This window comes from Comamonas sp. FUJ_7 (assembly GCF_057369555.1).
In genome coordinates this window covers 60,206-86,795 of sequence record NZ_JBXXZI010000009.1, presented here as the reverse complement: position 1 = coordinate 86,795, position 26,590 = coordinate 60,206, and the positions used below count along the sequence as shown (strand labels likewise).

The following is a 26,590-nucleotide window of genomic DNA, read 5'->3' as shown; positions in this document are numbered from 1 at the left end:
CTGTAAAGCGCTGCTAGCTATTGATTTCGATGCTTACAGAGCCGTGGTCTGGCGCACAGCCAGCTCCCAGCGCTGCATCAGCTCATCGGCGCGCTCCTTGCTCAGGGTGGGCATGAAGCGGCGCTCTGCCTTCCACAGGGCAGACAGCTCCTCGGTGCTTTGATACACGCCGCAGGACAGACCGGCCAGATAGGCCGCGCCCAGCGCCGTGGTCTCCACGCAGGCAGGGCGCACCACGGGGATGCCCAGCAGGTCGGCCTGGAACTGCATGAGCAGATTGTTCACGCTGGCGCCGCCATCCACGCGCAGCTCGCTGACCGGACGGCCACCGTTGCCCACGGCATCGCGGCTCATGGCCTGCAGCAAGGCCGCGCTTTGGTAGGCGATGGATTCCAGCGCGGCGCGGGCGATATGGGCAATGGTTGTGCCACGCGTCAGCCCGGTGATGGTGCCGCGCGCGTCGGGCTTCCAGTAAGGGGCACCCAGGCCGGTAAAGGCGGGCACCATCATCACGCCGCCGCTGTCGGGCACGGACTCGGCCAGTTGCTGCACCTGGCCGCTGTGCTCGATGGCTTGCAGGCCGTCGCGCAGCCATTGCACCACGGCGCCGCCGACGAACACACTGCCTTCCAGTGCGAACTGGGGCGTCGCATTGGGCTGTGCGGCAGAAGTGGTCAGCAGGCCGTTGGCCGATGTCTGGAATTGCTGGCCCGTGTGCATCAGCATGAAGCAGCCCGTGCCATACGTGTTCTTGGCCATGCCGGCCTCAAAACAGGCTTGGCCGAAGAGGGCGCTTTGCTGGTCACCCGCTACGCCGCCGATATTGATGACTCCGCCCAGCACATCATCCGCCGTCTGACCAAAGTCGGCTGCGGAGGGCAGGACTTCGGGCATCAGGCTGGCGGGAATATCCAGCAGGGCCAGCAAGTCGGCATCCCATTGATTGGTATGCACATTGAAGAGCATGGTGCGGCTGGCGTTGCTGACGTCAGTGACATGGCGCTTGCCGCCCGACAACTGCCAGATCAGCCAGCAATCCACGGTGCCAAAGGCCAGCTCGCCGGCCTGTGCCGCTGCGCGCGCACCAGCCACGTTATCCAGCAGCCATTTGAGCTTGGTGCCTGAAAAATAGGCATCGATGCGCAAGCCGGTCTTTTGCAGGATGGCATCGCTGTGACCGGCATCGCGCAACTGTTGGCAGGTGGGCTCGGCCCGGCGATCCTGCCAGACGATGCCGTGGTGAATGGGCTGACCTGTCTTGCGGTTCCAGACGATGGTGGTTTCGCGCTGATTGGTGATGCCCACGCTGCGGATGTCGCTGGCTTTCAGGCCTGCCTTGGTCAGCGCTTCTTTGGCCGTGCTCAGCTGGGTGCGCCAGATTTCGCGTGGGTCATGCTCCACCCAGCCGGGCTGTGGATAAATTTGCGGCAGCTCCAGCTGGGCCGAGGCGACGATGCGGCCCTGTGTATCAAACACGATGGAGCGAGAGCTGGAAGTGCCCTGATCTAGGGCGAGCAGATAGGTTGTCATGCTTGGTTCGTCGTATTGAGCGGGAGTACAAAACGGGCCATCTCGGCCTGTTCGCTCCAGCCCTGTCGGGAATAAAAGCCGCGCACATAGGATGGGCGCTCGCGGTTGTTGACCAGCCAGATGCGCAGGCAGCCGCGCTCGCGCGCCGCTTGTGTGGCGGTGTCCAGCAATTGCTGGCCCAGGCCTTCTCCTCGTGCGGCTTCGGCCACAAAAAGCTCGCTCAGATAGGCTTCCCAGCCCTGCAGCACAGCGACGGGTAGCCAGTGCACGGCGCAGTAGCCGTGGATGCGTTGCTGTTCATCTTCGGCGATCAGCAGCAGGCCGCGCTCGGTGGCCGGTGCCTGCAGGCTATCCAAAAGCGCTTTTACGGCCTGCGTGTTCTCGGCGCTGCTGCGGCCCTCATAGGCCTTGAACCAGCCAATGCCTTGCAGCAGCCCGGCGATGCCCTGTGCATCGTCCGGCCGGGCGGGGCGAATCTGGTAGGAGGTCGCGCTCATTGCGCAATCGTGCATTGCACTTCGGCGTCACGCAGCAGGACGTCGAACGGGGCTGAAGGCGGAATGTCCGTGAACAGGCGGTCGATCTGGTTCAGGCGGGCCAGCTCCACCATGGCTTGACGGCGGAACTTGCTGTGGTCGGCGGCCAGCCAGACCTCACGTGACTGGCCGATGATGGTCTGAGCCACCTTGACCTCGCGCAGATCGAAGTCGCGCAGGCTGCCGTCCGACTCGATGGCCGAGATGCCGATCACGGCAATGTCTACCTTGAACTGGCGCATGAAGTCCACGGCCGCCTCGCCCACAATGCCGCGGTCGCGTGTACGCACCACGCCGCCCGCAACAATGACTTCGCAATCGGCATTGCTGCTGAGGATGGCCGCCACGTTGAGGTTGTTGGTGATGACACGCAGGCCCTTGTGCTGCAGCAGGGCCTGGGCGACGGCCTCGGTGGTGGTGCCGATATTGAGAATCAGCGAGCAACCGTTGGGAATGGCTTCGGCAATGGTGCGGGCAATGCGCATCTTGCCTTCGGCATGCAAGACCTGGCGCTGGGTGTGGGCCAGGTTTTCTACGGTGGCGCTAGGGACGCGCACACCGCCGTGAAAGCGCACCAGCAAGCCGGCATCGGCCAGCTTCTGGATATCGCGGCGAACGGTTTGCAGCGTAACCCCCAGGATGTCGGCCAGTTGCTCTACAGATGCAGACTGGCGGGAGCGAACTTCTTCGACGAGCTGCAACTGACGTGGATTGCTGTTCATGGCTGTGTAGTAGTTATGAAGCTTGATGTCTTTCGCGCATTGCTGTGCGACCGACCTTGGGGTGCCGCAGTGCCGCAGTAAATGCAAGGATTGTGAGCGAATCCAAACGAACCTCTAATAGGGTGATTTTCTACGCAATAGCTTCGTAAGAATCAAAAATGAACGCTTGTGGTTCTACTCAGACCGCTAGTGCTGACCAAAAGCTCGGCGGATTGTGGTCCGAAGACGCAAGGCGGCCTCGCTGTTGTGAAGTGATTGCGGTCATCAAACGCGCGACCAACTCTGCTTGTGCCATAGCGTTGTCGGGTGAAAGTAGGGCGCATTGTGCACGCCACTTTGCAACGAGGTGATGTAAATCGCGCTAAAACGAAACAGTGTTTATGCATTTTTGTGCGCGAAAAACGAAAAAGAGCGAAAATGCGGAATTCGAATTTTGTTTTTATGTCTGGCATGACGCGTTGTTTGAGGCAGCGCGGCGGCGCAGGCGGACACCGCTGAAACCCACCCATGAATCAGTCCACTCAAGCTTTGGCTACAACGCGCTCGCAACTGCTGGAGCGTCTGGCGCAGACGGAAACCTTCGATCTGGCCATCGTGGGTGGGGGGGCTACCGGCCTGGGCGTGGCCGTGGATGCCGCGGCGCGTGGATTCAAGGTGGTGCTGCTGGAGTCCATGGACTTTGCCAAAGGCACCTCGTCGCGCGCTACCAAACTGGTGCACGGCGGCGTGCGCTATCTGGCCCAGGGCAATATCTCGCTAGTGCGCGAGGCGTTGCACGAGCGCACGACCTTGCTGCACAACGCGCCGCACCTGGCTCAGCCGCTGGCATTCGTCATGCCTTCCTACAGGCTGCTCGATACGCCGTTCTACGGCATCGGCCTGAAGATGTATGACGCTCTGGCCGGCAAGGCGGGTCTGGGCTCCACCGAGTTTCTTTCTGCGGCCAAGACGGTGCAATACCTGCCGACTGTGCAGCAAAAGGGCTTGAAGGGCGGCGTGAAGTACTGGGACGGTCAGTTTGACGACGCCCGTCTGGCATTGGCGCTGGCGCGTACCGCGGCGTCCAAGGGGGCTTTGCTGATCAATTACTGCCCTGCGGAAAAGCTGATCTACGAAGACGGCAAAGTCGCTGGGCTGACATGCCGCGATGCCGAGTCGGGCCAGAGCTTTACCGTGCGTGCCCAATGCGTGGTCAATGCCACGGGTCCCTGGGTGGATCTGCTGCGCCAGCAGGATGCCGAGGCCCAGGGCAAGCCTGTCAAGCCCATGGTGGCGCCCAGCCAGGGCGTGCACGTGGTGGTGGATCGCGACTTTCTGCCCACCGATCACGCGTTGCTGATTCCCAAGACAGCCGATGGCCGCGTGCTGTTTGCCGTGCCATGGCTGGGCAAGGTAATTCTGGGCACGACCGACACACCTCGCCATGATCTGGCGCGCGAGCCTCTGCCTTTCCCCGAAGAACTGGATTTCATTCTTGGCGAGGCCGGCAAGTATCTGAGCCGTCAGCCCACGCTGGCCGATGTGCGCAGCATGTGGGTGGGCCTGCGTCCGCTGGTCAAGCCCCAGGATGACGATGGCGAGAACACCAAGAAGATCAGCCGCGAGCACACGGTGATGTCCAGCAAAACCGGGTTGGTGACGGTGACGGGCGGCAAGTGGACGACCTACCGCGCCATGTCCGAGGATGTGCTGGCCGAATGCTTCCAGATTGGTGCCCTGTCCAGTCGCCCCGCCGGCGTGACCGTGAATCTGCCCCTGGTCGGCGCGCCGGCCGAGGCTGCTGTCACGCACCGCATGAACCAGGTCCAGGGTCTGCATTCCTACGGCACGGATGCATCGGCTGTAGCGGATCTGCCCGGTGCGCAGAACTGGCTGGCGGATGGCTTGTCGGAAGCCATGGTGCGCTTCGCAGCCCGCTTCGAGTACGCCCGCACCGTCGAAGACATGCTGGCGCGCCGCAGTCGCCTGCTCTTTCTCGATGCCCGCAAGGCGGCGGAGATTGCGCCTCGCGTCGCGGCCATCCTGATCGAGGAGTTGGGCCAGGATGTGCATCTCAACGACTTCCTGACACTCTCGCGCCAATATCTGCCCGTGCAGGCTTGATGATGTAAGCGCCCTGCGGGTGTGGCAGGTGAGCAACACCCGCAGGGCGGCGCAATTGCAAAAAAATGAGCAGCTAGCGCTCTTCTTTCAAAGACTTCAAATACTTTTTTGTTTGAAATCAATGAAATAAAGGCGCTAGCTGCTATTGTTTTGGGTGCGAAGGTAAGAGGTCGTGGAATAGGCCTTGGCAGCAGTGAAATCAGTGCGGTTATTGCAGGCTAAGCGCTTGACGCACAAAGGAATTCCTGCGATACTCTCCTGCTTCACGTGTAAAAGCGTGGAACTTTCTGCCCAGCGGGAAGCCCTCCGGAATGGTCCGGGAGGTGGACGACGGGCCCAAGACTGACCGGCTGCTCGTTCGGCCCTTGAGAAGTTCTCTGGGGCTGTCCGGGTCTGCTGGAGCAAGTTGGGAATATTGAAATGATCCAAACAGAATCTCGGTTAGAGGTTGCCGACAACACCGGCGCGAAGTCTGTCCAGTGCATTAAGGTGCTGGGTGGTTCTCATCGCCGCTACGCAAGTGTTGGCGACATCATCAAGGTGAGCGTCAAGGAAGCAGCTCCTCGTGGTCGCGTCAAAAAAGGCGAGGTCTACAGTGCTGTGGTGGTGCGCACCGCCAAGGGCATCCGTCGTGCAGACGGTTCGCTCGTGAAGTTCGACGGCAATGCCGCCGTGCTGCTGAATGCCAAGCTGGAGCCTATCGGCACCCGCATCTTTGGCCCCGTGACTCGTGAACTGCGTACTGAAAAGTTCATGAAGATCGTGTCGCTGGCCCCTGAAGTTCTCTAAAGGAATAGCACCATGAACAAGATTCGCAAGGGCGACGAAGTTATCGTGCTGACCGGCCGTGACAAGGGTAAGCGTGGCATTGTTTCTCTGCGCAAGGATGACTCCCACGTTGTCGTGGAAGGTATCAACCTGGTCAAGAAGCACACCAAGCCTAACCCCATGAAGGGCACCACCGGCGGCATCGTGGAAAAGGCCATGCCTATCCACCAATCCAACGTGGCTATCTTCAATGCAGCGACCGGTAAGGCCGATCGCGTGGGCATCAAGGTGAACGCCGACGGCACACGTGTTCGCGTGTTCAAGTCCAATGGCGCTGAAATCGCCGCCTAAGGAGTAACACATGGCACGACTGCAAAAACTCTATCGCGAAAAGATCGCGGCTGAACTGAAAGAAAAGTTCGGCTACACCTCCGCTATGGAAGTGCCCCGTCTGACCAAGATCACTCTGAACATGGGTGTGAGCGAAGCCGTGGCCGACAAGAAGGTGATGGACAACGCCGTGGCTGACCTGACCAAGATTGCTGGTCAGAAGCCTGTGGTGACCAAGGCCAAGAAGGCTATCGCTGGTTTCAAGATCCGCGAAGGCCAAGCTATTGGCTGCATGGTGACCCTGCGTGGCGTTCAGATGTACGAATTCCTGGACCGTTTCGTGACCGTGGCTCTGCCCCGCGTGCGTGACTTCCGTGGTATCTCGGGCCGTTCGTTCGATGGTCGCGGCAACTACAACGTTGGCGTCAAAGAACAAATCATCTTCCCCGAAATCGAGTACGACAAGGTGGACGCTCTGCGTGGTCTGAACATCAGCATCACGACAACAGCGAAGAACGACGAAGAGTGCAAGGCACTGCTCGCCGCTTTCAAATTCCCCTTCAAGAACTGAGGTGGCGCATGGCTAAAGTAGCAATGATTCAGCGCGAAATCAAGCGCGAAAAGCTGGCAGCCAAGTATGCTGCCAAGTATGCAGAACTGAAGGCAATCGCCGGCGACGCAAAGCGTTCCGACGAGGAGCGTGATGCCGCTCGCCTGGGCCTGCAAAAGCTGCCCCGTAACTCGAACCCCACTCGTCAACGTGCACGTTGCGAGATCACTGGCCGTCCTCGCGGTACTTTCCGCCAATTCGGTCTGGGTCGTGCAAAGATCCGTGAACTGGCTTTTGCTGGCGACATCCCCGGTGTCACCAAGGCCAGCTGGTAAGCAAGCAGGAGAGATTAAACATGAGCATGAGTGATCCCATCGCTGACTTGCTGACACGCATCCGCAACGCACAAATGGTCTCCAAGGCCACTGTGTCGGCTCCTTCCTCCAAGGTGAAGGTTGCCATCGCACAAGTGCTGAAGGAAGAAGGCTATATCGACGGTTTTGAAGTCAAGACCGAAGGTGGCAAGTCCGAACTCGAAATTACCCTGAAGTACTACGCCGGTCAGCCTGTGATCGAGCGTATCGAACGCGTTAGCCGTCCTGGCCTGCGTGTTTACAAGGGTCGTCACGCAATCCCTCAGGTCCAAAACGGCCTGGGTGTGGCCATCGTCACTACACCCAAGGGTGTGATGACCGACCGCAAGGCACGTGCAGCCGGTATCGGCGGCGAAGTGCTGTGCTATGTGGCCTAACGGACATTGAAGGAGAAATACTGAAATGTCTCGCGTAGCAAAAGCTATTGTGACCATCCCCGCTGGTGTGGATGTGTCCATCAACGCTGAATCCATCAAGGTCAAGGGCAAGGGCGGCGATCTGTCGCTGGCTCTGAACGGCCTGGTGACTATCGGCAACAACGACGGCAAGCTGTCCTTTGCTCCCGCCAACGACTCCCGTGAAGCTGATGCTCTGGCCGGTACTGTCCGCCAGTTGGTCAACAACATGGTCAAGGGCGTGTCTGAAGGCTTCGAGAAGAAGCTGACGCTGATTGGCGTTGGCTACAAGGCCGCTGCACAAGGTTCCAAGCTGAACCTGGCAGTGGGTTACTCGCACCCCGTCAACTTCGAGATGCCTGCTGGCATCACTGTCGCAACCCCCACTCCGACCGAAATCGTGATCAAGGGTGCTGACCGCCAAGTCGTCGGTCAATTGGCTGCTGAGATCCGCGCCGTTCGTCCTCCCGAGCCTTACAAGGGCAAGGGCATCCGCTATGCGGGTGAGAAGGTCACGATCAAAGAGACCAAGAAGAAGTAAGGAGCTGCATGATGTTGAACAAGAAAGAGCAGCGTCTGCGTCGCGCCCGTCAGACTCGCATCCGCATTGCCCAGCAAGGCGTTGCACGTCTGAGCGTGAACCGCACCAACCTCCACATCTACGCCTCCGTGGTTTCGGAAGACGGCACCAAGGTGCTGGCTTCGGCCTCCACTGCAGAAGTCGAAGTGCGTTCGCAACTCGGCGCCGCTGGCAAGGGTGGCAACGTGGCTGCCGCCACACTGATCGGCAAGCGTATTGCTGAGAAGGCTAAGGCTGCTGGCGTTGAGAAAGTGGCTTTCGACCGCGCCGGTTTTGCATACCATGGCCGCGTGAAGGCTTTGGCAGAAGCCGCTCGCGAAGCGGGCCTGCAGTTCTAAGCGGAGCGGATACAAATGGCTAAATTTTCCCCCAAAGTGCAAGACCAGGGTAATGACGACGGTCTGCGCGAAAAAATGATCGCGGTGAACCGCGTCACCAAGGTTGTGAAGGGCGGTCGTATTCTCGGCTTCGCTGCACTGACCGTGGTTGGCGACGGTGACGGTCGCGTTGGCATGGGTAAGGGCAAGTCCAAGGAAGTGCCCGCTGCTGTGCAAAAAGCGATGGAAGAATGCCGTCGCAACCTGATGAAGGTTGCACTCAAGAGCGGCACCATTCACCACTCGGTGAAGGGCCATCACGGCGCTGCCAAGGTGGAGCTGCACCCAGCTCCCAAGGGTACCGGCATCATCGCTGGCGGCCCTATGCGCGCTGTTTTTGAAGTGGTGGGTATCACCGACATCGTGGCCAAGAGCCATGGTTCGTCGAACCCCTACAACATGGTTCGCGCAACTTTCGACGCTTTGAAGAACTCCACGACCCCTGCGAACGTGGCTGCAAAGCGTGGCAAGTCGGTTGAAGACCTCTTCACCGCCTGATCGGAGTCCAGCACATGACAACACAACAAACTGTCAAGATTCAGCTGGTTCGTAGCCCCATCGGCACAAAAGAGTCGCACCGTGCGACTGTGCGTGGCCTGGGTCTGCGTAAGCTGAACAGCGTCAGCGAACTGCAGGACACTCCTGAAGTGCGCGGCATGATTAACAAGATCGCCTACTTGGTGAAGGTTCTCTGAAAGGATTGATGATGGAACTCAATAGCATCAAGCCTGCAGACGGCGCCAAGCACGCCAAGCGTCGCGTGGGTCGTGGTATCGGTTCTGGTCTGGGTAAGACTGCCGGCCGCGGTCACAAGGGTCAGAAGTCGCGTTCGGGTGGCTACCACAAGGTGGGCTTCGAAGGCGGTCAAATGCCTCTGCAGCGTCGCCTGCCCAAGCGTGGCTTCAAGTCGCATCTGCTGAAGTTCAATGCAGAAGTGACCCTGACCGAGCTGGAACAGCTCGGCCTGGCCGAAGTCGATCTGGCTGCTCTGAAGCAAGCCGGTCTGGTTGGTTCTATCGCTAAGGTCGTCAAGATCATCAAGAGCGGTGAAATCACCAAGGCTGTCAAGCTGAGCGGCATCGGTGCTACTGCCGGTGCCAAGGCTGCCATCGAAGCTGCCGGTGGCAGCATCGCCTGATTAAAGTTCTGAAAGAAGACATCCGTGGCTACTAGCGCAGCTCAAATTGCAAAGACTGGAAAATTCGGCGACCTGCGTCGTCGTCTGGTTTTTCTGTTGCTTGCGCTGGTCGTATACCGAATCGGGGCGCATATCCCCGTGCCGGGCATCGACCCAGCGCAGCTGCAGCAGCTGTTCTCTGGCCAGCAGGGCGGCATTCTCAATCTGTTCAATATGTTCTCGGGTGGGGCGCTTTCGCGCTTCACAGTGTTCGCACTGGGGATCATGCCGTACATCTCGGCGTCGATCATCATGCAGCTCATGACCTATGTGGTCCCTACATTCGAGCAGATGAAAAAGGAAGGTGAAGCGGGTCGTCGCAAGATTACCCAGTACACCCGCTACGGCACTCTGGGCTTGGCGCTGTTTCAGTCCTTGGGGATTGCTGTTGCACTGGAAAGCTCTGCAGGTTTGGTCTTGAACCCAGGCTTTGGCTTCCGCCTCACGGCAGTGGTCAGCCTGACGGCCGGCACCATTTTCCTGATGTGGCTCGGTGAACAGATTACGGAACGTGGTCTGGGCAACGGTATTTCGATACTGATCTTTGGCGGTATCGCCGCAGGTCTGCCGAGCTCTATCGGCGGCTTGCTGGAACTGGTGCGCACCGGTGCGATGAGCATTCTGGCTGCAATCTTCATTGTCCTTGTTGTGGCAGCCGTGACGTATTTCGTCGTGTATGTCGAGCGAGGTCAACGCAAGATTTTGGTGAATTACGCACGCCGACAAGTCGGCAACAAGGTGTACGGTGGTCAGTCTTCGCACTTGCCATTGAAGCTGAACATGGCAGGTGTGATTCCTCCCATCTTTGCTTCCTCGATCATCTTGTTGCCTGCGACGGTGGTGAATTGGTTCAGTGCGGGAGAATCCATGCGCTGGCTGAAGGATATTGCGAGTACGTTGACCCCCGGTCAGCCGATCTATGTCATCCTTTATGCTGCCGCAATCATTTTCTTCTGCTTCTTCTATACGGCCCTGGTCTTTAACAGCCGGGAAACTGCCGACAATCTGAAGAAGAGTGGTGCTTTCATCCCCGGGATCCGTCCTGGCGAACAGACAGCCCGCTACATTGACAAGATTCTGGTTCGCCTGACCCTGGCTGGCGCGATCTACATTACCTTCGTGTGCTTACTGCCCGAATTCCTTATCCTGAAGTACAACGTTCCGTTCTATTTCGGTGGTACATCGCTGCTGATTATTGTGGTGGTGACCATGGACTTCATGGCGCAAGTGCAGAACTACGTGATGTCGCAGCAATACGAGTCGCTCCTGAAAAAAGCGAACTTTAAGGCTGGTATTTGATGACAAGGCTGCCCTGAAAGGGCAGCCTGCCAAAAGTTAGTAGACGCCCATCGAGCCATCGCGGGCATTGATCCCGGTCGATTGGCCGATAGTGGATGGAAAGTTTTAGGAGAAAAGAATGAGAGTTTCGGCTTCGGTCAAGAAAATCTGCCGTAACTGCAAGATCATCCGCCGCAAAGGTGTTGTGCGCGTGATCTGCACTGACCAGCGCCACAAGCAGCGCCAAGGTTGATTGAAAGCATTAGAGGACTAATATGGCACGTATTGCTGGCATTAACATCCCGCCGCACAAGCATGCTGAAATCGGCCTGACCGCCATCTATGGCGTCGGTCGTACTACAGCTCGCAAGATTTGCGAAGCATGCGGTATCGAATATTCCAAGAAGGTCAAGGACCTGACGGACGCTGATCTGGAAAAGATCCGTGACTTCCTGAATCCCATGACTCTGGAAGGCGACCTGCGTCGCGAAACCACGATGAACATCAAGCGTTTGATGGACATCGGCTGCTACCGCGGTTTCCGTCATCGTCGTGGTCTGCCCATGCGCGGTCAACGTACCCGCACGAATGCTCGTACTCGCAAGGGTCCGCGCAAGGGTGCAGCGGCTCTGAAGAAATAAGGGATTGAGAGATCACTATGGCTAAGGCACAAAACAACGCTGCAGCACGCGTTCGCAAAAAAGTTCGCAAGAACATTTCGGACGGCATCGCTCACGTTCACGCTTCGTTCAACAACACGATCATCACCATCACCGACCGCCAGGGCAATGCTCTGTCGTGGGCTTCGTCCGGTGGCCAGGGCTTCAAGGGTTCGCGTAAGTCGACTCCTTTTGCAGCTCAGGTTGCTTCGGAAGTGGCTGGTCGTGCTGCTATCGAACAGGGCATCAAGAACCTGGAAGTTGAAATCAAGGGTCCCGGTCCTGGTCGTGAATCTTCGGTTCGCGCTCTGGGTGCTCTGGGCATCCGTATCACATCCATCTCGGATGTGACTCCGGTTCCCCACAACGGCTGCCGCCCTCAAAAGCGTCGTCGTATCTAATTTTTATCAAGCCCACCGCCGCCCAGGTGCATTAGCATCGCGGGCGGCTCCCGTGCTTGTGCACGGTAGATGACACAAAGGAAATCAAGTGGCACGTTATATCGGCCCCAAGGCCAAGCTCTCTCGCCGCGAAGGCACCGATCTGTTCCTGAAGAGCGCCCGTCGCTCCATCGCTGACAAGGCAAAGTTTGACACCAAGCCTGGTCAGCATGGCCGCACTTCCGGTCAGCGCACTTCTGACTACGGTCTGCAGCTGCGTGAAAAGCAGAAGGTCAAGCGTATGTACGGCGTGCTGGAAAAGCAATTCCGCCGCTACTTCGAAGCTGCTGAGCGCAAGCGTGGCAACACTGGTGCCAACCTGCTGTCCCTGCTGGAAACTCGCCTGGACAACGTGGTGTACCGCATGGGCTTCGGCTCTACACGTTCGGAAGCTCGTCAGCTGGTCTCGCACAAGGCCATCACTGTGAACGGTCAATCCGTGAACATTCCTTCCTACTCTGTGAAGGAAGGCGACGTGATCGCTGTGCGTGAAAAGTCCAAGAAGCAAGCTCGTATCGTCGAAGCTCTGCAACTGGCTTCTCAAGTGGGCTTCCCCGCCTGGGTGGAAGTGGCTGCTGACAAGGCAGAAGGCACTTTCAAGAAGTCTCCTGACCGCGACGAATTCGCAGCTGACATCAACGAATCCCTGATCGTTGAGTTGTACTCGCGTTAATCTTTAGCAGCGACATTTCTGTAAACCGTTCCCACGGCGCGAGGCATCGCGCCGTGGGTGCTTCACCAGCCTTACCGGTGTAACGAGCCGGGGGTATTGAGAGGAAGTCTGCATGCAAACGAATTTGCTGAAGCCCAAGACAATCAATGTCGAGCAACTTGGTCACAATCGTGCCAAGGTTGTTCTGGAGCCGTTTGAGCGTGGCTACGGTCATACGCTGGGTAATGCCCTGCGCCGTGTTTTGCTCTCCTCCATGGTGGGTTACGCAGCGACCGAAGTGACGATTGCTGGGGTGCTGCATGAGTACTCCTCTATCGACGGTGTCCAGGAAGATGTGACCAACATCCTGCTGAACCTCAAGGGTGTGGTGTTCAAGCTGCACAACCGTGACGAAGTCACCCTGAGCCTGCGTAAGGATGGCGAAGGTGTTGTCACGGCACGTGACATCCAGACCCCCCACGACGTTGAAATCGTCAACCCTGATCATGTGATTGCCCATCTGTCGCAAGGCGGCAAGCTGGACATGCAGATCAAGGTGGAAAAAGGCCGTGGCTATGTGCCCGGCAACGTGCGCCGCTACGGTGACGAGTCGACCAAGTCGATCGGCCGTATCGTGCTCGACGCTTCGTTCTCGCCCGTCAAGCGCGTGAGCTACGCTGTCGAATCCGCACGTGTGGAACAGCGTACCGACCTGGACAAGCTGGTTCTGGAAATCGAAACCAACGGTGCTATCACCGCTGAAGATGCAGTGCGCGCATCCGCCAAGATCTTGGTGGAGCAGCTGGCCGTGTTCGCCCAGCTGGACGGTGGCGATATCGCCAGCGTGTTCGACGCTCCTGCAGGTGGCCGTGGTGCTGCCGCTTCGTTCGATCCCATCTTGCTGCGTCCCGTGGACGAGCTTGAACTCACCGTGCGTTCTGCCAACTGCCTCAAGGCAGAGAACATCTACTACATCGGTGACCTCATCCAGCGTACCGAAAATGAGCTGCTCAAGACGCCTAACCTGGGTCGTAAGTCGCTCAACGAGATCAAGGAAGTTCTGGCTTCTCGCGGTCTGACACTGGGCATGAAGCTCGAAAACTGGCCACCAGCTGGCTTGGAAAAGCGTTAATTGCTACAATAGTGGGCTTTGCTTGGGTCATCTCGACTTGAGCAAAGTCTCAAGTGCCTCGGGCAGTACCTGATACGGCTGTCTGATTTAATTTTAAAAAATGACCTTAGGGTCAAAGGAAAAGCACCATGCGTCACGGCAACGGCCTCCGCAAACTGAACCGTACTTCTGCACACCGTAAGGCTATGCTGCAGAACATGATGAATTCGCTGATCGAACACGAAGCCATCAAGACTACCGTCCCCAAGGCCAAGGAACTGCGCCGCGTGATCGAGCCCATGATCACTTTGGCCAAGGTTGACACCGTGGCTAACCGCCGCCTGGCTTTTGACCGTCTGCGCGACCGCGATAGCGTGACCAAGCTGTTCAACGTGCTGGGTCCCCGCAACGCTAACCGTCCCGGCGGCTACACACGTATCCTGAAGATGGGCTTCCGCGTGGGCGACAACGCTCCCATGGCCTATGTGGAACTGGTTGAGCGCGCTGAAGAAGTCGCTGCAGCTGAATAAGCCACGGCAGGTTGAAAAGCCTGCTATAATTTGGAAATACCGCGCGATGGAGCAGTCTGGTAGCTCGTTGGGCTCATAACCCAAAGGTCGGAGGTTCAAATCCTTCTCGCGCAACCAAATTGAAAACGCCTGCTGAAATCAGCAGGCGTTTTTGTTTTGGGGCTTCGTTTCAGTGTCTTGTCGTTGAGCGGAACCCGAGAGCAGCTACATATTTTCAGGCGCAATCACTTAAAGAAGTGAGCTGCTAGCGCTTGATCTTGAAGGCTTTGGGAATAAAAGCATTTCCAAGTCAATATGCAGCAGGCGATTGCTGCTTCTATTTTTGAACTCTCATGTCAACTGCATTGACTGTTCCCACAACCCTAGGCATTGACTTCGGGACCTCCAACTCGGCGGCGGCATACCGTGTGCCTGGCCAGACTGCGCAACTGCTGTCACTGGAGGGCGCTGCAACGGGAATACCCACTGCGCTGTTCTTCAATACGGAAGAGCGCAGCACGCACTTTGGCCGCGATGCCATGCAGCAGTATCTGGCGGGTGAAGAGGGGCGTTTGATGCGCTCGCTCAAAAGTCTGCTGGGCAGCAGCTTGCTGCTGGAGAAAACGGCGGTGCATGAGCAACTGGTCAGTTATCAGGACATCATCGCCATCTTCCTCAAGCGAGTTGCCGATCAGTCGCGTGCCGCGCTGGATGGCCACCTGCCGCAGCGCGTGGTGCTGGGGCGGCCCGTGCATTTTGTGGATGCCCATCCCGAGCGTGACCGCCAGGCGCAGGATGCATTGGCAGCAGCTGCCAAGACGGCAGGACTGGGTGAGGTCAGCTTTCAGCTGGAGCCGATTGCAGCGGCGCTGGATTACGAGCAGCGCCTGAGTGCAGAGCAGGTCGTGCTGGTGGTGGATATTGGTGGGGGTACCTCCGACTTCACCGTGGTGCGCCTGGGCCCGCAGCAGGCCCAGCATTCAGACCGTACGCAGGACATTCTGGCAACCACCGGCGTGCATATTGGTGGCACGGACTTTGACCACCGTCTCAATGTCTCTCAGGTCATGCCTTTGCTGGGCTACAAGCACATTGGCCCCAGCGGACGTGAAGTGCCCAGCAGTGTGTTTTTTGATCTCTCCACCTGGCACCTGATTCAATGGCTGTATACGGCCAAGTCCATGGCGGCGGCGCGCAATCTCAAGAGCGACTACAGCGATCTGCAGCTGCATCAGCGCTTGATGAAGGTGCTGGAGTGGCGTGAAGGTCATCGTTTGGCGGATGCCGTGGAGCAAGCCAAGATTGCGGCTTCGCAAGGCGATCAGGGGGCGGCTATTGCGCTGGACTGGCTGGAGGCGGGCTTGCCCGCCGAGATCTCTCCGCTGATCTTGCAGGAACAGTTGCAAGCCTTGCTGCAGCAAGTGGTTGAGTGCGCGCAGCAATGTGTGCAGCAGGCGGGCGTCGCTGCGCCAGATGCGATTTATCTGACCGGCGGCTCGTCGGCCTTGCGTACCTTGCGTGATGCGCTGCAGATGGCCTTCCCTGATACGCCTCAAGTGGAAGGTGATTTGTTTGGCGGTGTGGCCACCGGTCTGGCCTACGCTTAATGAAAGATTGATATCAAAAAGTGAGCTGCTAGCGCTTATTGATTAAGCGCTGCAGGCACTTTTGATTCTTATTCGTCTTCGGCAGCGCGCTTGAGCTCCAGCGCGCGGTCGTACAGCGTATTGCGGCTGGCTCCGGTGATTTCGGCGGCCAGTTTCACGGCGGTCTTGGTGGGTAACTCTGCCAGCAGCAGCTTGAGCACGCGCTCGGCTTCGCCTGATTCTTGCTGCACGGCCACGGGGTGCAGCACGATGGCGAACTCGCCCTTGACGCGCTGGGGCGAGGCCTGCAACCAGCTCGTCAGTTCGCTGGCAGGCATGGTGGCAATGTCTTCAAACTGCTTGGTGATCTCGCGTGCCAGCGTGACCTGGCGTTCGCCCAGCAAGGCTAGCGCCTGCGCCAGCTCGATGATGCGGTGCGGAGCTTCGAGCAAGACGGTGCAGCGAGGCTGCTCGGCCAGCTTTTGCACAGCGGAAAGGCGCTCGGCATTCTTGGTGGGCAAAAAGCCGGCAAACAGAAAACCGCTCTCGCCTTGAGCGGGTGTGATGGCACCCGCCACACTGATGGCCGAGGTCACGCTGCTGGCACCGGGCAACGGAATGCTGCGCAAACCAACAGCCTGCAGCGCTGCGCACAAGCGCGCCCCAGGGTCGCTGACGCCGGGTGTTCCGGCATCGCTGACATAGGCGATGCGCTGACCCTGCTGCAGGCGCTCTATCACTTGCAGGGCCGCTTCGGCCTCGTTGTGCTGGTGCACGGCCAGCAACTGGCTGCCGGGGCGCTCCAGTCCATAGCTGCGCAGCATGCCCTGGGTGTGGCGCGTGTCTTCGCAGGCAATACAGTCCACCATTTGCAGCACATGCAGCGAACGCAGGCTGATGTCGGCCAGGTTGCCAATGGGCGTCGCCACCACATAGAGCGCCCCCTGCGGATAATGCTGGGAAGCAGCCGCATCATGTGCGGCAGTCAGTGCAGAGGCAAAAGAGGTAGTCAATGGATTTCCTTGGAAAGCGGTCTGAGCCGGCGCAAAGCACCACCGCACGCGGAAAGCAGGCCGAGGATACGGCGCTGGCCTATTTGCAGGCACGGGGCTTGAGGCTTGTCGAGCGCAATTATCGGACGCCAGGGCGGGGCGGCGGGGAAATCGATTTGATCCTGCGTGATCGCGATGGGTCTTTGGTGTTTGTCGAGGTGCGCAGCCGCAACACCGATCGCTTTGGCGGTGCCGGTGGCAGCATCGGCCATGCCAAGCAGCAGCGCATTGTGCTGGCCGCCAGGCATTATCTGATGCGCTGGGCTACGCCTCCAGCCTGTCGCTTTGATGTGGTGCTGGTTCAGACACAGGGCGACAAAGGGTCGGTGGAGTGGCTTCAGGCAGCTTTTGATGCACTGTAGTTACAGCGTCACATTTGACGCACAACACTGATGTGCAAATAACGGTTTGCTACCAAAGAGATAACAGGTGGCGGGTATCATCGGGCCTCCATGCTTGAGCAACGAATCCAACAGCATTTCATCGATAGTGCCGACCTGAAATACCAGGCCGCCCAGGCGCTGAGCCAACCCATTGCTTCTGCCGTACAGGCCATGCTGGCCTGCGTGACGGGCGGCGGCAAGGTACTGGCTTGCGGCGCGGGCGTATCGGCCAGCGATGCCCAATTATTTGCATCCCTGTGCGTCGCAGGCTTTGAGCGAGATCGGCCAGAGCTGGCGGCCGTGGCCCTGACGTCAGATGGCGGGCTGCTGGGCTCCGTGGGGGCCACGGGCTCCGGTGGCAATGCCAGCCAGTATCTGGCCAGGCAGGTGCGTGCCCTTGGTCAGCCCGGCGATTTACTGCTCCTCATGTCCGTGACTGGAAATGACATAGCAGTGCTGGATGCACTGGAAGCGGCTCATGAGCGGGACATGATGGCTGTTGTATTGACGGGCCGTACAGGCGGCAACCTGGCGGCTGTCGTGCGCGAGACCGATGTACTGATCTGCGTGCCTCATGACCGTGCGGCGCGCGTGCGTGAAACCCATACTTTGATCCTGCACTGTCTGGCAGATGGTGTGGATTCTCAACTGCTTGGTGACCAGGAGATGCCTTTATGAAATTGCAGTGGAGCCGTGTTGCTTGTGCAGCCATGAGCGTGGTGGCTCTGGGCGGTGCTTTGAGTGGTTGCGTCGCGCTGGTAGGCGGTGGCGCCGCTGTGGCAGGAATGTCAGCGGTGGACAGGCGCACTACGGGCACCCAGGTTGAAGATCAGGGGATTGAGCTACGCGCAGGCAATCGCATCGCTGAGGTGATGGGTGATAAAGCCCGAGCCATTGTCACCAGCTATAACCGCGTGGTGTTATTGACTGGTCAGGCAGGCAATGCCACGGACAAGGCCACCATTGAAAAGCTGGTGCGCGAGCAGTCGCAGGTGCGCGAGGTCTATAACGAAATTGAAGTGGCCCCGTTTACAGCCACGCTGGGCCAGCGTTCGCAGGATTCGCTGATCACCACCAAGGTCAAGGCCAGTCTGGTCAACGCTAAAGATATTTCCGCGTCTGCGATCAAGGTCGTGACCGAAAACAATGTGGTTTATCTGATGGGCATCGTCACGCCGCGTGAGTCCAAGCGTGCTGCCGAGATTGCGCGTGGCGTCAATGACGTGGCCAAGGTGGTGCGTGTGTTTGATGTCATCTCTGAAGAGGAGCTGGCAGCCATGAGCCCCCAGCCAGCACCGGTGACAGAAGACAAGACCATCAGTAATTAAGCTCGCTCTTGTGCAAATCAAAAAACCGGACTCCATTCAGTCCGGTTTTTTATGGTCAAGCCTAGCACTAGGCTAGGCGCTGTGGCGCTTCAGCGAAGGCGCTGTATGAGGCTGGATGTATCCCAGCGATTGCCGCCCATGGCCTGTATGTCGGCATAGAACTGATCGACCAGTGCTGTGACGGGCAAGCGTGCTCCGTTGCGCTGTGCTTCGGTCAGCACCAAGCTCAGGTCCTTGCGCATCCAGTCCACGGCAAAGCCAAAGTCAAACTTGCCCACCGCCATGGTTTTGCCGCGGTTGTCCAGCTGCCAGCTTTGAGCGGCTCCCTTGCCAATCACATCCAGCACCTTCTCTACATCAAGATTGGCACGCAGGCCAAAGGCTACGGCCTCCGACAGGCCTTGTACTAGGCCTGCAATGCAGATTTGATTGACCATCTTGGTCAACTGCCCACTGCCGCTTTCTCCCATATAGGTGATGGCGCGAGAAAAGGCATTGGCTATAGGGACCACTTGATCGAACACCGCCTGGTCGCCACCGCACATCACGGTGAGCTGGCCGTTGACTGCGCCTGCCTGACCACCGGAAACCGGGGCATCGATAAAGTGCAGGCCCTGCTTTTGGGCTTCGACATATAGCTCACGCGCCACCTGGGCGGAGGCGGTGGTGTGGTCCACAAAAATGCTGCCCGGCTCCATGCCAGCAAAAGCACCGTCAGTGCCGAGGACCACAGATCGCAGGTCGTCGTCATTGCCCACGCAGCAAAACACCATGCGTGCGCCCTTGACGGCCTCGCGGGGCGTTGGTGCGTGGCGGCAGCCCTGAAACTCCTCTGCCCAGGCCTGGGCCTTGGCAGATGTGCGGTTGTAGACGGTGACAGAGTGGCCGGCAGCCGCCAGGTGTCCAGCCATGGGGGCGCCCATGACGCCCAAGCCCAGAAAGGCAACAGGTGTGGAGGTGACGGGCTCGTAGCTACGAGAGGCGATGGTGGCTGTGCTCATGAAATCCTTGAAAGCGAGTTAAACGATCGTCAGGTGTTCAGTGCCGGCTGCCAGATCCAGCGTGCGGGCACGCTGGCTGTTGAGTTTGATCTGCAGGCGCAGATCGTTGACCGAGTCGGCATTGCGCAGCGCGTCCTCATAGGTGATGAGGTTGGACTCGAACAGGTCGAACAGCGCCTGGTCAAAGGTCTGCATGCCGATGTTGCGGCTCTTCTTCATGATTTCCTTGATCTCGGCGACTTCGCCCTTGAAGATCAGGTCGGCAATCAAGGGGGAGTTCAGCATCACCTCAATGGCGGCCACGCGGCCCTTGGCGTCCTGCTTGGGGATCAGGCGCTGGGAGATGATGGCGCGCAGGTTCAGCGACACATCCATCAGCAACTGGGGGCGGCGCTCTTCGGGGAAGAAGTTGACGATGCGGTCCAAGGCCTGGTTGGCGCTGTTGGCGTGCAGCGTGGCCAGACACAGGTGACCGGTTTCCGAGAACGCAATGGCATGCTCCATGGTTTCGCGGTCGCGGATTTCGCCCATCAAGATCACATCGGGGGCCTGGCGCAGCGTGTTCTTGAGTGCGGCTTCCCAGCTTTCGGTATCCAGCCCCACTTCGCGTTGTGTCACCACGCAGTTCTTGTGCGGGTGCACGAATTCCACCGGATCTTCCACGGTGATGATGTGGCCAAAGGACTGCTCATTGCGCCAGTCCACCATGGCGGCCAGGGTAGTGGATTTGCCCGATCCTGTCGCTCCCACCAGAATGCACAGACCGCGCTTGGTCATGGTGATTTCCTTGAGTACCTGCGGCACGCCAAGGCTGTCAATGGTAGGCAAAGTCGTGGGAATGGTCCGCAGCACCATGCCGACCTTGCCCTGCTGGACAAAGGCATTGACACGAAAGCGGCCTACGCCCGCAGGCGAGATGGCGAAATTGCATTCCTTGGTGTGCTCAAAGTCGGCAATCTGCTTGTCGTTCATGATGGAGCGCGCCAAGGCCAGCGTGTGCAACTGATTCAGGGGTTGCGGTGAGACTTTGGTGACCTTGCCGTCGATCTTGATGGCGGGCGGAAAATCTGCAGTGATGAACAGGTCGCTGCCATTGCGGCTGACCATTAGCTTGAGCAGATCGTTGATAAATTTACTGGCCTGATCGCGTTCCATGATCACTCCTTGTGCAGTGGCTCCAGGCAGGAGCCACTCTTAAAAACTGGCGCAACCCAAGCGAGAGACAGCCAGCAAGGGCCGCCCCGCAGCAAAGGCTGTCGTCCCCCTTGGGGGAAGCGGCAAAGCCGCTCAGGGGGGTAATGGTTTATCCTGGAAAGTTCTCGGGAATCTTCGCCTTGGCCCGTGCTTCAGCCGGGCTGATGAGGTTGCGGCGCACCAGATCCGTCAAGTTTTGGTCCAGCGTCTGCATGCCCATGTTCTGGCTGGTCTGAATGGTGGAGTACATCTGAGCCACCTTGGCTTCGCGGATCAGGTTGCGGATAGCGGGGGTGCCCAGCATGATCTCGTGGGCGGCGACACGGCCCTGACCGTCCTTGGTCTTGCACAGCGTCTGTGAAATGACGGCCTGCAGCGACTCGGAAAGCATGGCGCGCACCATCTCTTTTTCTTCGGCCGGAAAGACGTCGATGATACGGTCGATGGTCTTGGCTGCCGACGAGGTGTGCAGCGTGCCAAACACCAGGTGACCGGTTTCGGCAGCCGTCATGGCCAGGCGGATGGTTTCCAGGTCGCGCATTTCACCGACCAGAATAGCGTCCGGGTCTTCACGCAAAGCAGACTTCAGTGCGGCAGCGAACGACAGTGTCATGGGGCCGACTTCGCGCTGGTTGATCAGGCACTTCTTGGACTCGTGCACGAATTCGATGGGGTCTTCCACCGTCAGAATGTGGCCGTACTCGGTCTCGTTGAGGTAGTTGACCATGGCAGCCAGCGTGGTGGACTTGCCCGAACCCGTAGGCCCCGTCACCAGCACCAGACCGCGTGGCTTGAGCGCCAGTTCACCAAAAATCTTGGGTGCGTTGAGCTGCTCCAACGTCAGAATCTTGCTGGGAATGGTACGAAACACCGCCGCCGAGCCGCGGTTTTGGTTGAAGGCGTTGACACGGAAACGGGCCAGACCTTCGATCTCGAAGGAGAAGTCCACTTCCAGAAACTCTTCGTACTGCTTGCGCTGGGCATCACTCATGATGTCGTACACCATGGCATGAACCGTCTTGTGATCCAGAGGGTCGATGTTGATGCGGCGCACATCGCCGTGCACACGAATCATGGGTGGCAGTCCTGCAGACAAATGCAAGTCCGAAGCCTTGTTCTTGACACTGAAAGCCAGCAATTGCGTGATATCCACGGAGAACCCTCTCTGGTTTGATACTCTGGCGCCAATTATGACGACGATTGCAAACAATCTGGGGCAGATTCACGCCCGTATGGCTGCGGCTTGCGCTCAGGCAAACCGGGCCGTGACATCGGTGCAACTGCTGGCGGTCTCCAAGACCTTTGGCGCAGAAGTCGTGCGCGAAGCCGTGCTGGCCGGTCAGCGCAGCTTTGGCGAGAACTATATCCAGGAGGCGGTGGAAAAGATTGCCGCGGTGCGCGCCATGGCACTGCCCGGTGGCGAGGCGCTGCAATGGCATTGCATAGGACCGATCCAGAGCAACAAGACCAAGCTGGTGGCCGAGCACTTTGACTGGGCCCAGACCGTGGACCGGCTCAAGATTGCCGAGCGCCTGTCTGCCCAGCGCCCGGCCGGTATGGGGCCGCTCAATGTCTGCATTCAAGTCAATGTGGATGGCGGCAAGACCAAGTCCGGTGTGATGCCGCAGGACGCGCTGGCGCTGGCCGAGGCTATTACCAAGCTTCCCAATCTGGTGCTGCGCGGCATCATGAGCATTCCTGACGATACTCCTGATTTTGCAGCGCAATGCGAAGTCCATAAAAGGGCTGCAGCCCTTTTTGATGCCATTAAAGACAGCGCCTTGCCGGGACTGGAGCAGTTTGACACCCTGTCCATGGGTATGACGGGTGATCTGGAAGCCGCCGTGGCAGCGGGCAGCACCATGGTGCGTGTGGGCAGTGGAATATTTGGAAGGCGGACCTACGGTACGCCCACTCCCTGAAGAACTTGAAGACCCCCCTGAGCCGCTGCGCGGCTTCCCCCTCTCTCGCTTCGCGGGAGGGGGACAACGCCCTCCCTGCGGGGCGGCCCTTGCTCGGCGTTTCTGACTTGGGCCGCGCCGGTATTAGCGTTAGCGGCTGTGTCGCAGCTTCGCTCAAGGCCGTTTCATCTGGCATTCGCTCGGCAGCTCAACCTGTTGGGCTGAATAGACGGCATCGGTTCTGAAGCCGTAGTTCGTCCCTTCCCAGCCCGCCTTGACGGCTTTGCCATCCACGGGGGCGATGGTGTTGACGACCTGGGGTAGCAGCAACTGGTGGTCTTTGCCGCGCATCTTGACGGGGCCGAAGATGGTGTCCATCTGCATGTCCTCCATGGCCTTGGCAATTTTCACGGGTTCGGTGGATTGGGCTTTGGCCATGGCGGCAGCCAGCATGCGCGGCACCAGGTCCATGCGGGGAGACAGAAAGTCCTGGCCCATCTTGGCTTTGTATTCTCGGGCGCGGGCATCGGCCTGCGGGCGATCTGCCATGCCGGGGTGCCATTCGGCCACCCAGGTGACCTGGCCGATCTTGGCTTGCGAGATGGCCGTCACCGTGCCTGGCATGCCGCCTGCACTATGGTTGAAGTAGCGCAGGCTGTAGCCTGAGTCACCAGCGGATTTGAGCAGCAGTGCCAGGTCCTGCCCCCAGTTGCCGGTGATCACCGAGTCCGTGCCCACCTCTTTCATCTTGGAGACATAGGGCGCGAAGTCCTTGATGCGCCCCATGGGGTGCAGGGTCTCGCCCACGAACTGAATATCCGGCCTGGCCTTGCTCACCATGCTGCGCCCGAAACTGGCCCATTGCTTGCCGTGGGCATAGTCCTGGTTGAGCAAAAAGACTTTCTTGATTTCGGGCTGGGTCTGGATGTAGTTCGCAACGGCCTGCATGCGCATGGCCGTGTTCGCATCGAACATGAAATGCCAGAAGCTGCAGGCTTTTCCCGTCAGCTCGGGGTCGATGGAGCTGTGGTTGAGTATCAGCACTTCCTTGCCCGGATTGCGCTGGTTGTAGCGCGTTGCCGATTGCACCAGGGCCGTGACGACCGATGAGCCAGAGCCTCCCGTCACCACCACGCGTGCTCCCTGATCAATGGCCGCTTGCAACGCGCTCTGGCTTTCCTGAGCCGAGAGTTTGCTGTCGAACTGCAGCAGCTGAAACTTGGCGCCGTTGTAGAGACTGCCTTTGGCATTCACATCATCGACGGCGTAGAGCACATGGTTGCGCATCAGCTCGCCCACGTTGGCAAACGGGCCGGAAAGCGGATCTATGAAGGCGATCTTGAACGGCTCTGGCGTCTGGGCGAATGCGGCGCCAGCGTACAGACCGGTACAAAGGCTGGCAGCCAGTGCAATGGCTGAAAAACGAACGGACATGGTTTGTCTCCAGGGAATGGCAGCTCGGCTGTTTCAACTCTTATGTGGTGGCGCTGCGGGTGGATGGGGCGCTCTTGCGGCGCTTGGTAGGAGGAGGGGACTCTTCTGACGCGAAAGACTGTGCGGCCACGGCCTTGGCGGCGCGCTTGCGGGGTGCAGAGGGACGGGTGGGTTGAATACGCAGGCCCAGCACGCGTGAGGCCAGATCGGTCAGCTCCACCACCATCTCGGCGGGTCCCAGCTTGCCGCCGGGTTGGTACCAGTTGTAGAGAAAGCCGGGCAGGCTGCAGGCCGCCTGGGCGGTGATGCGGGTGTCACGAAAATCAAAATGTCCGCTGGCGCGGCCTTCGTCGAGCAGGGCGCAGAACTGTTTGTAAAACTGCTGGGCCACATGGCGCGAGGCCTTGAGATAAGCGGGGCTGAAGGCCTGTGGTTCGCGGTATGGAAAGAAGCCCGCCGGGTAGTGCGCAATGGTGGCTGCAATCAGGCGCTGCAGGCCGTCAACGGCTTTCTCATGCGCGGGGCGCGGGTCGTCGGCCGCGAAGTCCAGCACCGTGAAGCAGGCTTCGGTAGGTGCCCAGCACAGGGTCTCGAAAATCTCCTGCTTGTTGCGAAAGTAGTAGTAGACGAAAGGCTTGGTCACGCCCAGCGCCTGCACGATCTGTTCGATGGTGGTGTTGGCATAGCCGTAGCGGTCAAATAAGGCCTCGGCGGCTTTGAGAATGCGCTCGCGTTTCTCGTCGGAGCCGGCAGTGGGCAGGCGCTGGCGACCTCGCGGGGCGACCGGTGCAGCCGGTTTTTTGCTCGTCTTTCTGGGCGTGGCAGACATGAGGGTTTGCGTGTGTCGCATTCGTTATACCAATGGGTAGCATTGTTCTACCCGCAGGTATACATTGGCAAGACACCGAGCTGCAGATTGCCCTAAGGCAATCCCTGAGAAAGCCCGCAAAGTGGCTCCAGTGCTTGGTTTTCACGAGACTCCCAGGAGACAACCATGGCTGAATCCGAGACCCTCATTCCCTTGCATGAGGCCTTGCGCCGCAATGCTCGCAAGCATCCCGAGCGCGACGCTTATATCTGGTACGGGCAGCACATCAGCTGGCGCCAGATGGATGAGGCCAGTGATGCAGTCGCGGCCTATTTGCAGCAACTGGATGTCAAGCCCGGCGAGCCGGTGGCACTGTTCATGAACAACTGCCCGCAGTACATCGTGGCGCATTACGCGGTGCAGAAAATAGGGGCCATCGTCTGCCCTTGCGGGCCGCTGAACAAAGAGCACGAGCTGGAGTACCAGCTCAATGATCTGCAGGCAAAAATCATCATTGCAGCCGATGTGCTGCTTCCTGTGGTGAACAAGGTGCGCAGCCGCACGGCGCTGCAACATGTGCTGGCGGTGCGCTATAGCGACTGGCTGCCGCAAGCGCCCACACTGCCGCTGCCGCCAGAGCTGCAAATCCCCGACCAGCCATTGCCTGAAAATGTGACGGCGTTCTGGGATCTGATGCACAGCGGTGCCAAGCCCCAGCCCGTGGATGTGGGCATGGATGATGTGGCGCTGATGACCTACACCTCAGGCACGACCGGTTTGCCCAAGGGCGCGATGCTGAGCTACGGCAGCGCGGCGAGCAAGACGGCGGGGGCTTCGGACTGCACCGGCGTGACCGATCAGGATGTGCTGCTGGCCGTGGCGCCGCTCTATCACATTGCCGGCATGTCCATGGGGGTGAACATGCCCGTGCATTCGGGGGCGACCTGTGTGCTGCTGCACCGCTTTGACCCGATGGCGGTGGCGCAGGCCATGGAGCGCTACCGCGTGAGCTGGTGGTACAGCATCGCGCCCATGAATGTGGCGCTGATGCAGTTGCCGGGTGTGGAGAAGATGGACTTCAGCGCGCTGCGGCGCAACACCGTCACCAGCTTTGGCATTGCCTACACCGAGGAGCTGGCCACGCAGTGGCGCAAATTTGCACCCAATGCCATCTCCAGCGAGGCCTCCTATGGCCTGTCCGAAACCCACACCATGGATACCTTCATGCCCGGCGATGCCATCCGCTGGGGCACGCATGGCAAGCCCGTGCCGGGCAACGAAATCCGTGTGATCGACCCCGAAACTGGTGCGCCTCTGGCAGCGGGCGAGGTGGGCGAAATCATCATTCGCGGCCCCGGCAACTTCAAGGGCTACTGGAACAAGCCCGAGGCCACGGCCAAGACGCTCAAGGACGGCTGGGTATACACCGGCGATATGGGCAAGTTCGATGCAGACGGCTATCTGACCTTCATCGGCCGCTTCAAGGAAATGATCAAGGTCTCGGGCTACAGCGTCTTTCCCGAAGAGGTCGAAACTATTCTGATCAAGCACCCGGCTGTTGCGCAGGCAGCGGTGATTGGCGTGCCCGATGCGCAAAAAGGCGAGGTGGTGCGCGCCTTCATCGTCTGCAAGAGCGGGCAGAGCGTGGATGCCGATGCGCTGCTGGTCTGGTGCAAGGAGCATATGGCCACGTACAAGGTACCGCGCGAGCTGCGTTTTATCGATGCGCTGCCAGCCACGGGCGCGGGCAAAGTGCTGCGCCGCCTGCTCAAGGATATTCCCTGAGATTTAGGAAAAAAGGCCTGAAACCAT

33 protein-coding genes and 1 tRNA gene are annotated in these 26,590 nt (G+C 59.1%); 25 read left to right on the top strand and 9 right to left on the bottom strand.

Translation table 11 applies throughout. The annotated features are described in order from the left end of the window. Positions 1-33 precede the first annotated feature (33 nt). Genes glpK through AC2I9W_RS14210 form a run of 3 tightly spaced genes read right to left on the bottom strand, consistent with a single transcriptional unit; the run spans position 34 to position 2,788 of the window. Positions 34-1,530, bottom strand: coding sequence for a glycerol kinase GlpK (gene glpK / locus AC2I9W_RS14220; RefSeq protein ID WP_486410583.1), 1,497 nt, complete (start codon positions 1,528-1,530; stop codon positions 34-36). After that, positions 1,527-2,027, bottom strand: a complete 501-nt coding sequence (locus AC2I9W_RS14215) for a GNAT family N-acetyltransferase (protein WP_486410582.1) — start codon at positions 2,025-2,027, stop codon at positions 1,527-1,529. Before AC2I9W_RS14215 ends, glpK begins: the two co-directional genes overlap by 4 nt. Beyond that, positions 2,024-2,788 (bottom strand): DeoR/GlpR family DNA-binding transcription regulator, encoded by a 765-nt coding sequence (locus AC2I9W_RS14210; RefSeq protein ID WP_486410581.1) that lies wholly within the window; start codon positions 2,786-2,788, stop codon positions 2,024-2,026. Before AC2I9W_RS14210 ends, AC2I9W_RS14215 begins: the two co-directional genes overlap by 4 nt. A gap of 507 nt (positions 2,789-3,295) precedes the next feature. On the opposite strand from AC2I9W_RS14210, the gene AC2I9W_RS14205 reads away from it, so the two are divergent. From AC2I9W_RS14205 to AC2I9W_RS14110, 20 genes are all read left to right on the top strand, one after another. Beyond that, positions 3,296-4,891: a glycerol-3-phosphate dehydrogenase/oxidase gene (locus AC2I9W_RS14205; protein ID WP_486410580.1), complete on the top strand. Its 1,596-nt coding sequence runs from the start codon at positions 3,296-3,298 to the stop codon at positions 4,889-4,891. Positions 4,892-5,311: 420 nt separating this feature from the next. Further along, positions 5,312-5,680 carry a 50S ribosomal protein L14 gene (gene rplN / locus AC2I9W_RS14200; RefSeq protein WP_027016133.1) on the top strand — a complete coding sequence of 123 codons (369 nt, stop codon included), beginning with the start codon at positions 5,312-5,314 and terminating at the stop codon, positions 5,678-5,680. A gap of 12 nt (positions 5,681-5,692) precedes the next feature. Continuing rightward, the gene (rplX, locus tag AC2I9W_RS14195; RefSeq protein WP_486410579.1) at positions 5,693-6,010 is read left to right on the top strand and encodes a 50S ribosomal protein L24; all 318 of its coding nucleotides are present in this window, start codon (positions 5,693-5,695) and stop codon (positions 6,008-6,010) included. Positions 6,011-6,020: 10 nt separating this feature from the next. Next, positions 6,021-6,560, top strand: coding sequence for a 50S ribosomal protein L5 (rplE, locus tag AC2I9W_RS14190; RefSeq protein WP_003050507.1), 540 nt, complete (start codon positions 6,021-6,023; stop codon positions 6,558-6,560). 8 nt (positions 6,561-6,568) lie between these two features. Then, entirely contained in the window at positions 6,569-6,874 is a 306-nt protein-coding gene (gene rpsN, locus AC2I9W_RS14185) for a 30S ribosomal protein S14 (RefSeq protein WP_158393893.1), read from the top strand. A gap of 20 nt (positions 6,875-6,894) precedes the next feature. Beyond that, positions 6,895-7,290 (top strand): 30S ribosomal protein S8, encoded by a 396-nt coding sequence (gene rpsH / locus AC2I9W_RS14180; RefSeq protein ID WP_158393892.1) that lies wholly within the window; start codon positions 6,895-6,897, stop codon positions 7,288-7,290. Between the two features lie 25 nt (positions 7,291-7,315). Next, positions 7,316-7,849: a 50S ribosomal protein L6 gene (gene rplF / locus AC2I9W_RS14175; RefSeq protein ID WP_486410578.1), complete on the top strand. Its 534-nt coding sequence runs from the start codon at positions 7,316-7,318 to the stop codon at positions 7,847-7,849. Positions 7,850-7,860: 11 nt separating this feature from the next. Further along, on the top strand, positions 7,861-8,226 hold the full coding sequence (gene rplR / locus AC2I9W_RS14170) for a 50S ribosomal protein L18 (protein WP_158393890.1): 366 nt from the start codon (positions 7,861-7,863) through the stop codon (positions 8,224-8,226). A gap of 15 nt (positions 8,227-8,241) precedes the next feature. Next, positions 8,242-8,763, top strand: coding sequence for a 30S ribosomal protein S5 (gene rpsE / locus AC2I9W_RS14165; RefSeq protein WP_486410577.1), 522 nt, complete (start codon positions 8,242-8,244; stop codon positions 8,761-8,763). A 14-nt stretch (positions 8,764-8,777) separates the two neighbouring features. Further along, positions 8,778-8,960, top strand: a complete 183-nt coding sequence (gene rpmD / locus AC2I9W_RS14160; protein WP_003050517.1) for a 50S ribosomal protein L30 — start codon at positions 8,778-8,780, stop codon at positions 8,958-8,960. Positions 8,961-8,971: 11 nt separating this feature from the next. After that, entirely contained in the window at positions 8,972-9,403 is a 432-nt protein-coding gene (gene rplO / locus AC2I9W_RS14155; RefSeq protein WP_158393889.1) for a 50S ribosomal protein L15, read from the top strand. Between the two features lie 24 nt (positions 9,404-9,427). Further along, complete coding sequence (gene secY, locus AC2I9W_RS14150) at positions 9,428-10,741, top strand: preprotein translocase subunit SecY (protein ID WP_486410576.1); 1,314 nt, start codon at positions 9,428-9,430, stop codon at positions 10,739-10,741. A 118-nt stretch (positions 10,742-10,859) separates the two neighbouring features. Next, on the top strand, positions 10,860-10,973 hold the full coding sequence (gene rpmJ / locus AC2I9W_RS14145) for a 50S ribosomal protein L36 (RefSeq protein ID WP_003050535.1): 114 nt from the start codon (positions 10,860-10,862) through the stop codon (positions 10,971-10,973). A 22-nt stretch (positions 10,974-10,995) separates the two neighbouring features. Continuing rightward, entirely contained in the window at positions 10,996-11,361 is a 366-nt protein-coding gene (gene rpsM / locus AC2I9W_RS14140) for a 30S ribosomal protein S13 (RefSeq protein ID WP_158393887.1), read from the top strand. A gap of 17 nt (positions 11,362-11,378) precedes the next feature. Further along, positions 11,379-11,780 carry a 30S ribosomal protein S11 gene (gene rpsK / locus AC2I9W_RS14135; protein ID WP_158393886.1) on the top strand — a complete coding sequence of 134 codons (402 nt, stop codon included), beginning with the start codon at positions 11,379-11,381 and terminating at the stop codon, positions 11,778-11,780. An 88-nt stretch (positions 11,781-11,868) separates the two neighbouring features. Next, positions 11,869-12,492, top strand: coding sequence for a 30S ribosomal protein S4 (gene rpsD / locus AC2I9W_RS14130; protein ID WP_158393885.1), 624 nt, complete (start codon positions 11,869-11,871; stop codon positions 12,490-12,492). A gap of 112 nt (positions 12,493-12,604) precedes the next feature. Further along, on the top strand, positions 12,605-13,603 hold the full coding sequence (locus tag AC2I9W_RS14125; RefSeq protein ID WP_158393884.1) for a DNA-directed RNA polymerase subunit alpha: 999 nt from the start codon (positions 12,605-12,607) through the stop codon (positions 13,601-13,603). 128 nt (positions 13,604-13,731) lie between these two features. Further along, positions 13,732-14,112 (top strand): 50S ribosomal protein L17, encoded by a 381-nt coding sequence (rplQ, locus tag AC2I9W_RS14120; protein ID WP_486410575.1) that lies wholly within the window; start codon positions 13,732-13,734, stop codon positions 14,110-14,112. Between the two features lie 40 nt (positions 14,113-14,152). Next, positions 14,153-14,229: transfer RNA gene (locus AC2I9W_RS14115), tRNA-Met, on the top strand. Between the two features lie 215 nt (positions 14,230-14,444). After that, on the top strand, positions 14,445-15,698 hold the full coding sequence (locus AC2I9W_RS14110; protein ID WP_486410574.1) for an Hsp70 family protein: 1,254 nt from the start codon (positions 14,445-14,447) through the stop codon (positions 15,696-15,698). 68 nt (positions 15,699-15,766) lie between these two features. Here the strand turns inward: AC2I9W_RS14110 and rsmI are convergent, their stop codons facing one another. Then, a complete protein-coding gene (rsmI, locus tag AC2I9W_RS14105; protein WP_486410573.1) occupies positions 15,767-16,690 on the bottom strand; it encodes a 16S rRNA (cytidine(1402)-2'-O)-methyltransferase in 924 nt (307 codons plus the stop codon). On the opposite strand from rsmI, the gene AC2I9W_RS14100 reads away from it, so the two are divergent. The 3 genes from AC2I9W_RS14100 (at position 16,690) to AC2I9W_RS14090 (ending at position 18,440) form a co-directional block, all read left to right on the top strand. Beyond that, complete coding sequence (locus tag AC2I9W_RS14100) at positions 16,690-17,091, top strand: YraN family protein (protein WP_486410572.1); 402 nt, start codon at positions 16,690-16,692, stop codon at positions 17,089-17,091. The two genes, rsmI and AC2I9W_RS14100, sit on opposite strands and share 1 nt — an antisense overlap. 90 nt (positions 17,092-17,181) lie before the next feature. Continuing rightward, the gene (locus AC2I9W_RS14095) at positions 17,182-17,790 is read left to right on the top strand and encodes an SIS domain-containing protein (RefSeq protein ID WP_158393879.1); all 609 of its coding nucleotides are present in this window, start codon (positions 17,182-17,184) and stop codon (positions 17,788-17,790) included. Then, positions 17,787-18,440: a BON domain-containing protein gene (locus AC2I9W_RS14090; RefSeq protein WP_486410571.1), complete on the top strand. Its 654-nt coding sequence runs from the start codon at positions 17,787-17,789 to the stop codon at positions 18,438-18,440. Before AC2I9W_RS14095 ends, AC2I9W_RS14090 begins: the two co-directional genes overlap by 4 nt. A gap of 89 nt (positions 18,441-18,529) precedes the next feature. Here the strand turns inward: AC2I9W_RS14090 and AC2I9W_RS14085 are convergent, their stop codons facing one another. The 3 genes from AC2I9W_RS14085 to AC2I9W_RS14075 all read right to left on the bottom strand — a co-directional run bounded on the left by AC2I9W_RS14085 (position 18,530) and on the right by AC2I9W_RS14075 (position 21,788). Beyond that, entirely contained in the window at positions 18,530-19,441 is a 912-nt protein-coding gene (locus tag AC2I9W_RS14085) for an NAD(P)-dependent oxidoreductase (RefSeq protein ID WP_486410570.1), read from the bottom strand. Positions 19,442-19,459: 18 nt separating this feature from the next. Beyond that, on the bottom strand, positions 19,460-20,596 hold the full coding sequence (locus AC2I9W_RS14080; protein WP_486410569.1) for a PilT/PilU family type 4a pilus ATPase: 1,137 nt from the start codon (positions 20,594-20,596) through the stop codon (positions 19,460-19,462). A gap of 148 nt (positions 20,597-20,744) precedes the next feature. Next, on the bottom strand, positions 20,745-21,788 hold the full coding sequence (locus tag AC2I9W_RS14075; protein WP_158393875.1) for a type IV pilus twitching motility protein PilT: 1,044 nt from the start codon (positions 21,786-21,788) through the stop codon (positions 20,745-20,747). A 37-nt stretch (positions 21,789-21,825) separates the two neighbouring features. Between AC2I9W_RS14075 and AC2I9W_RS14070 the strand changes: the two genes are divergently transcribed. Then, a complete protein-coding gene (locus AC2I9W_RS14070) occupies positions 21,826-22,557 on the top strand; it encodes a YggS family pyridoxal phosphate-dependent enzyme (RefSeq protein ID WP_486410568.1) in 732 nt (243 codons plus the stop codon). 153 nt (positions 22,558-22,710) lie between these two features. On the opposite strand, the gene AC2I9W_RS14065 is transcribed toward AC2I9W_RS14070, so the two are convergent. Together AC2I9W_RS14065 and AC2I9W_RS14060 are read right to left on the bottom strand one after the other, a co-directional pair. Further along, a complete protein-coding gene (locus AC2I9W_RS14065) occupies positions 22,711-23,970 on the bottom strand; it encodes a branched-chain amino acid ABC transporter substrate-binding protein (RefSeq protein ID WP_486410567.1) in 1,260 nt (419 codons plus the stop codon). Between the two features lie 40 nt (positions 23,971-24,010). Then, positions 24,011-24,799, bottom strand: a complete 789-nt coding sequence (locus AC2I9W_RS14060) for a TetR/AcrR family transcriptional regulator (protein ID WP_486410566.1) — start codon at positions 24,797-24,799, stop codon at positions 24,011-24,013. Positions 24,800-24,964: 165 nt separating this feature from the next. Between AC2I9W_RS14060 and AC2I9W_RS14055 the strand changes: the two genes are divergently transcribed. Then, positions 24,965-26,563, top strand: coding sequence for an AMP-binding protein (locus tag AC2I9W_RS14055; protein WP_486410565.1), 1,599 nt, complete (start codon positions 24,965-24,967; stop codon positions 26,561-26,563). The last annotated feature ends 27 nt before the right edge of the window (positions 26,564-26,590 follow it).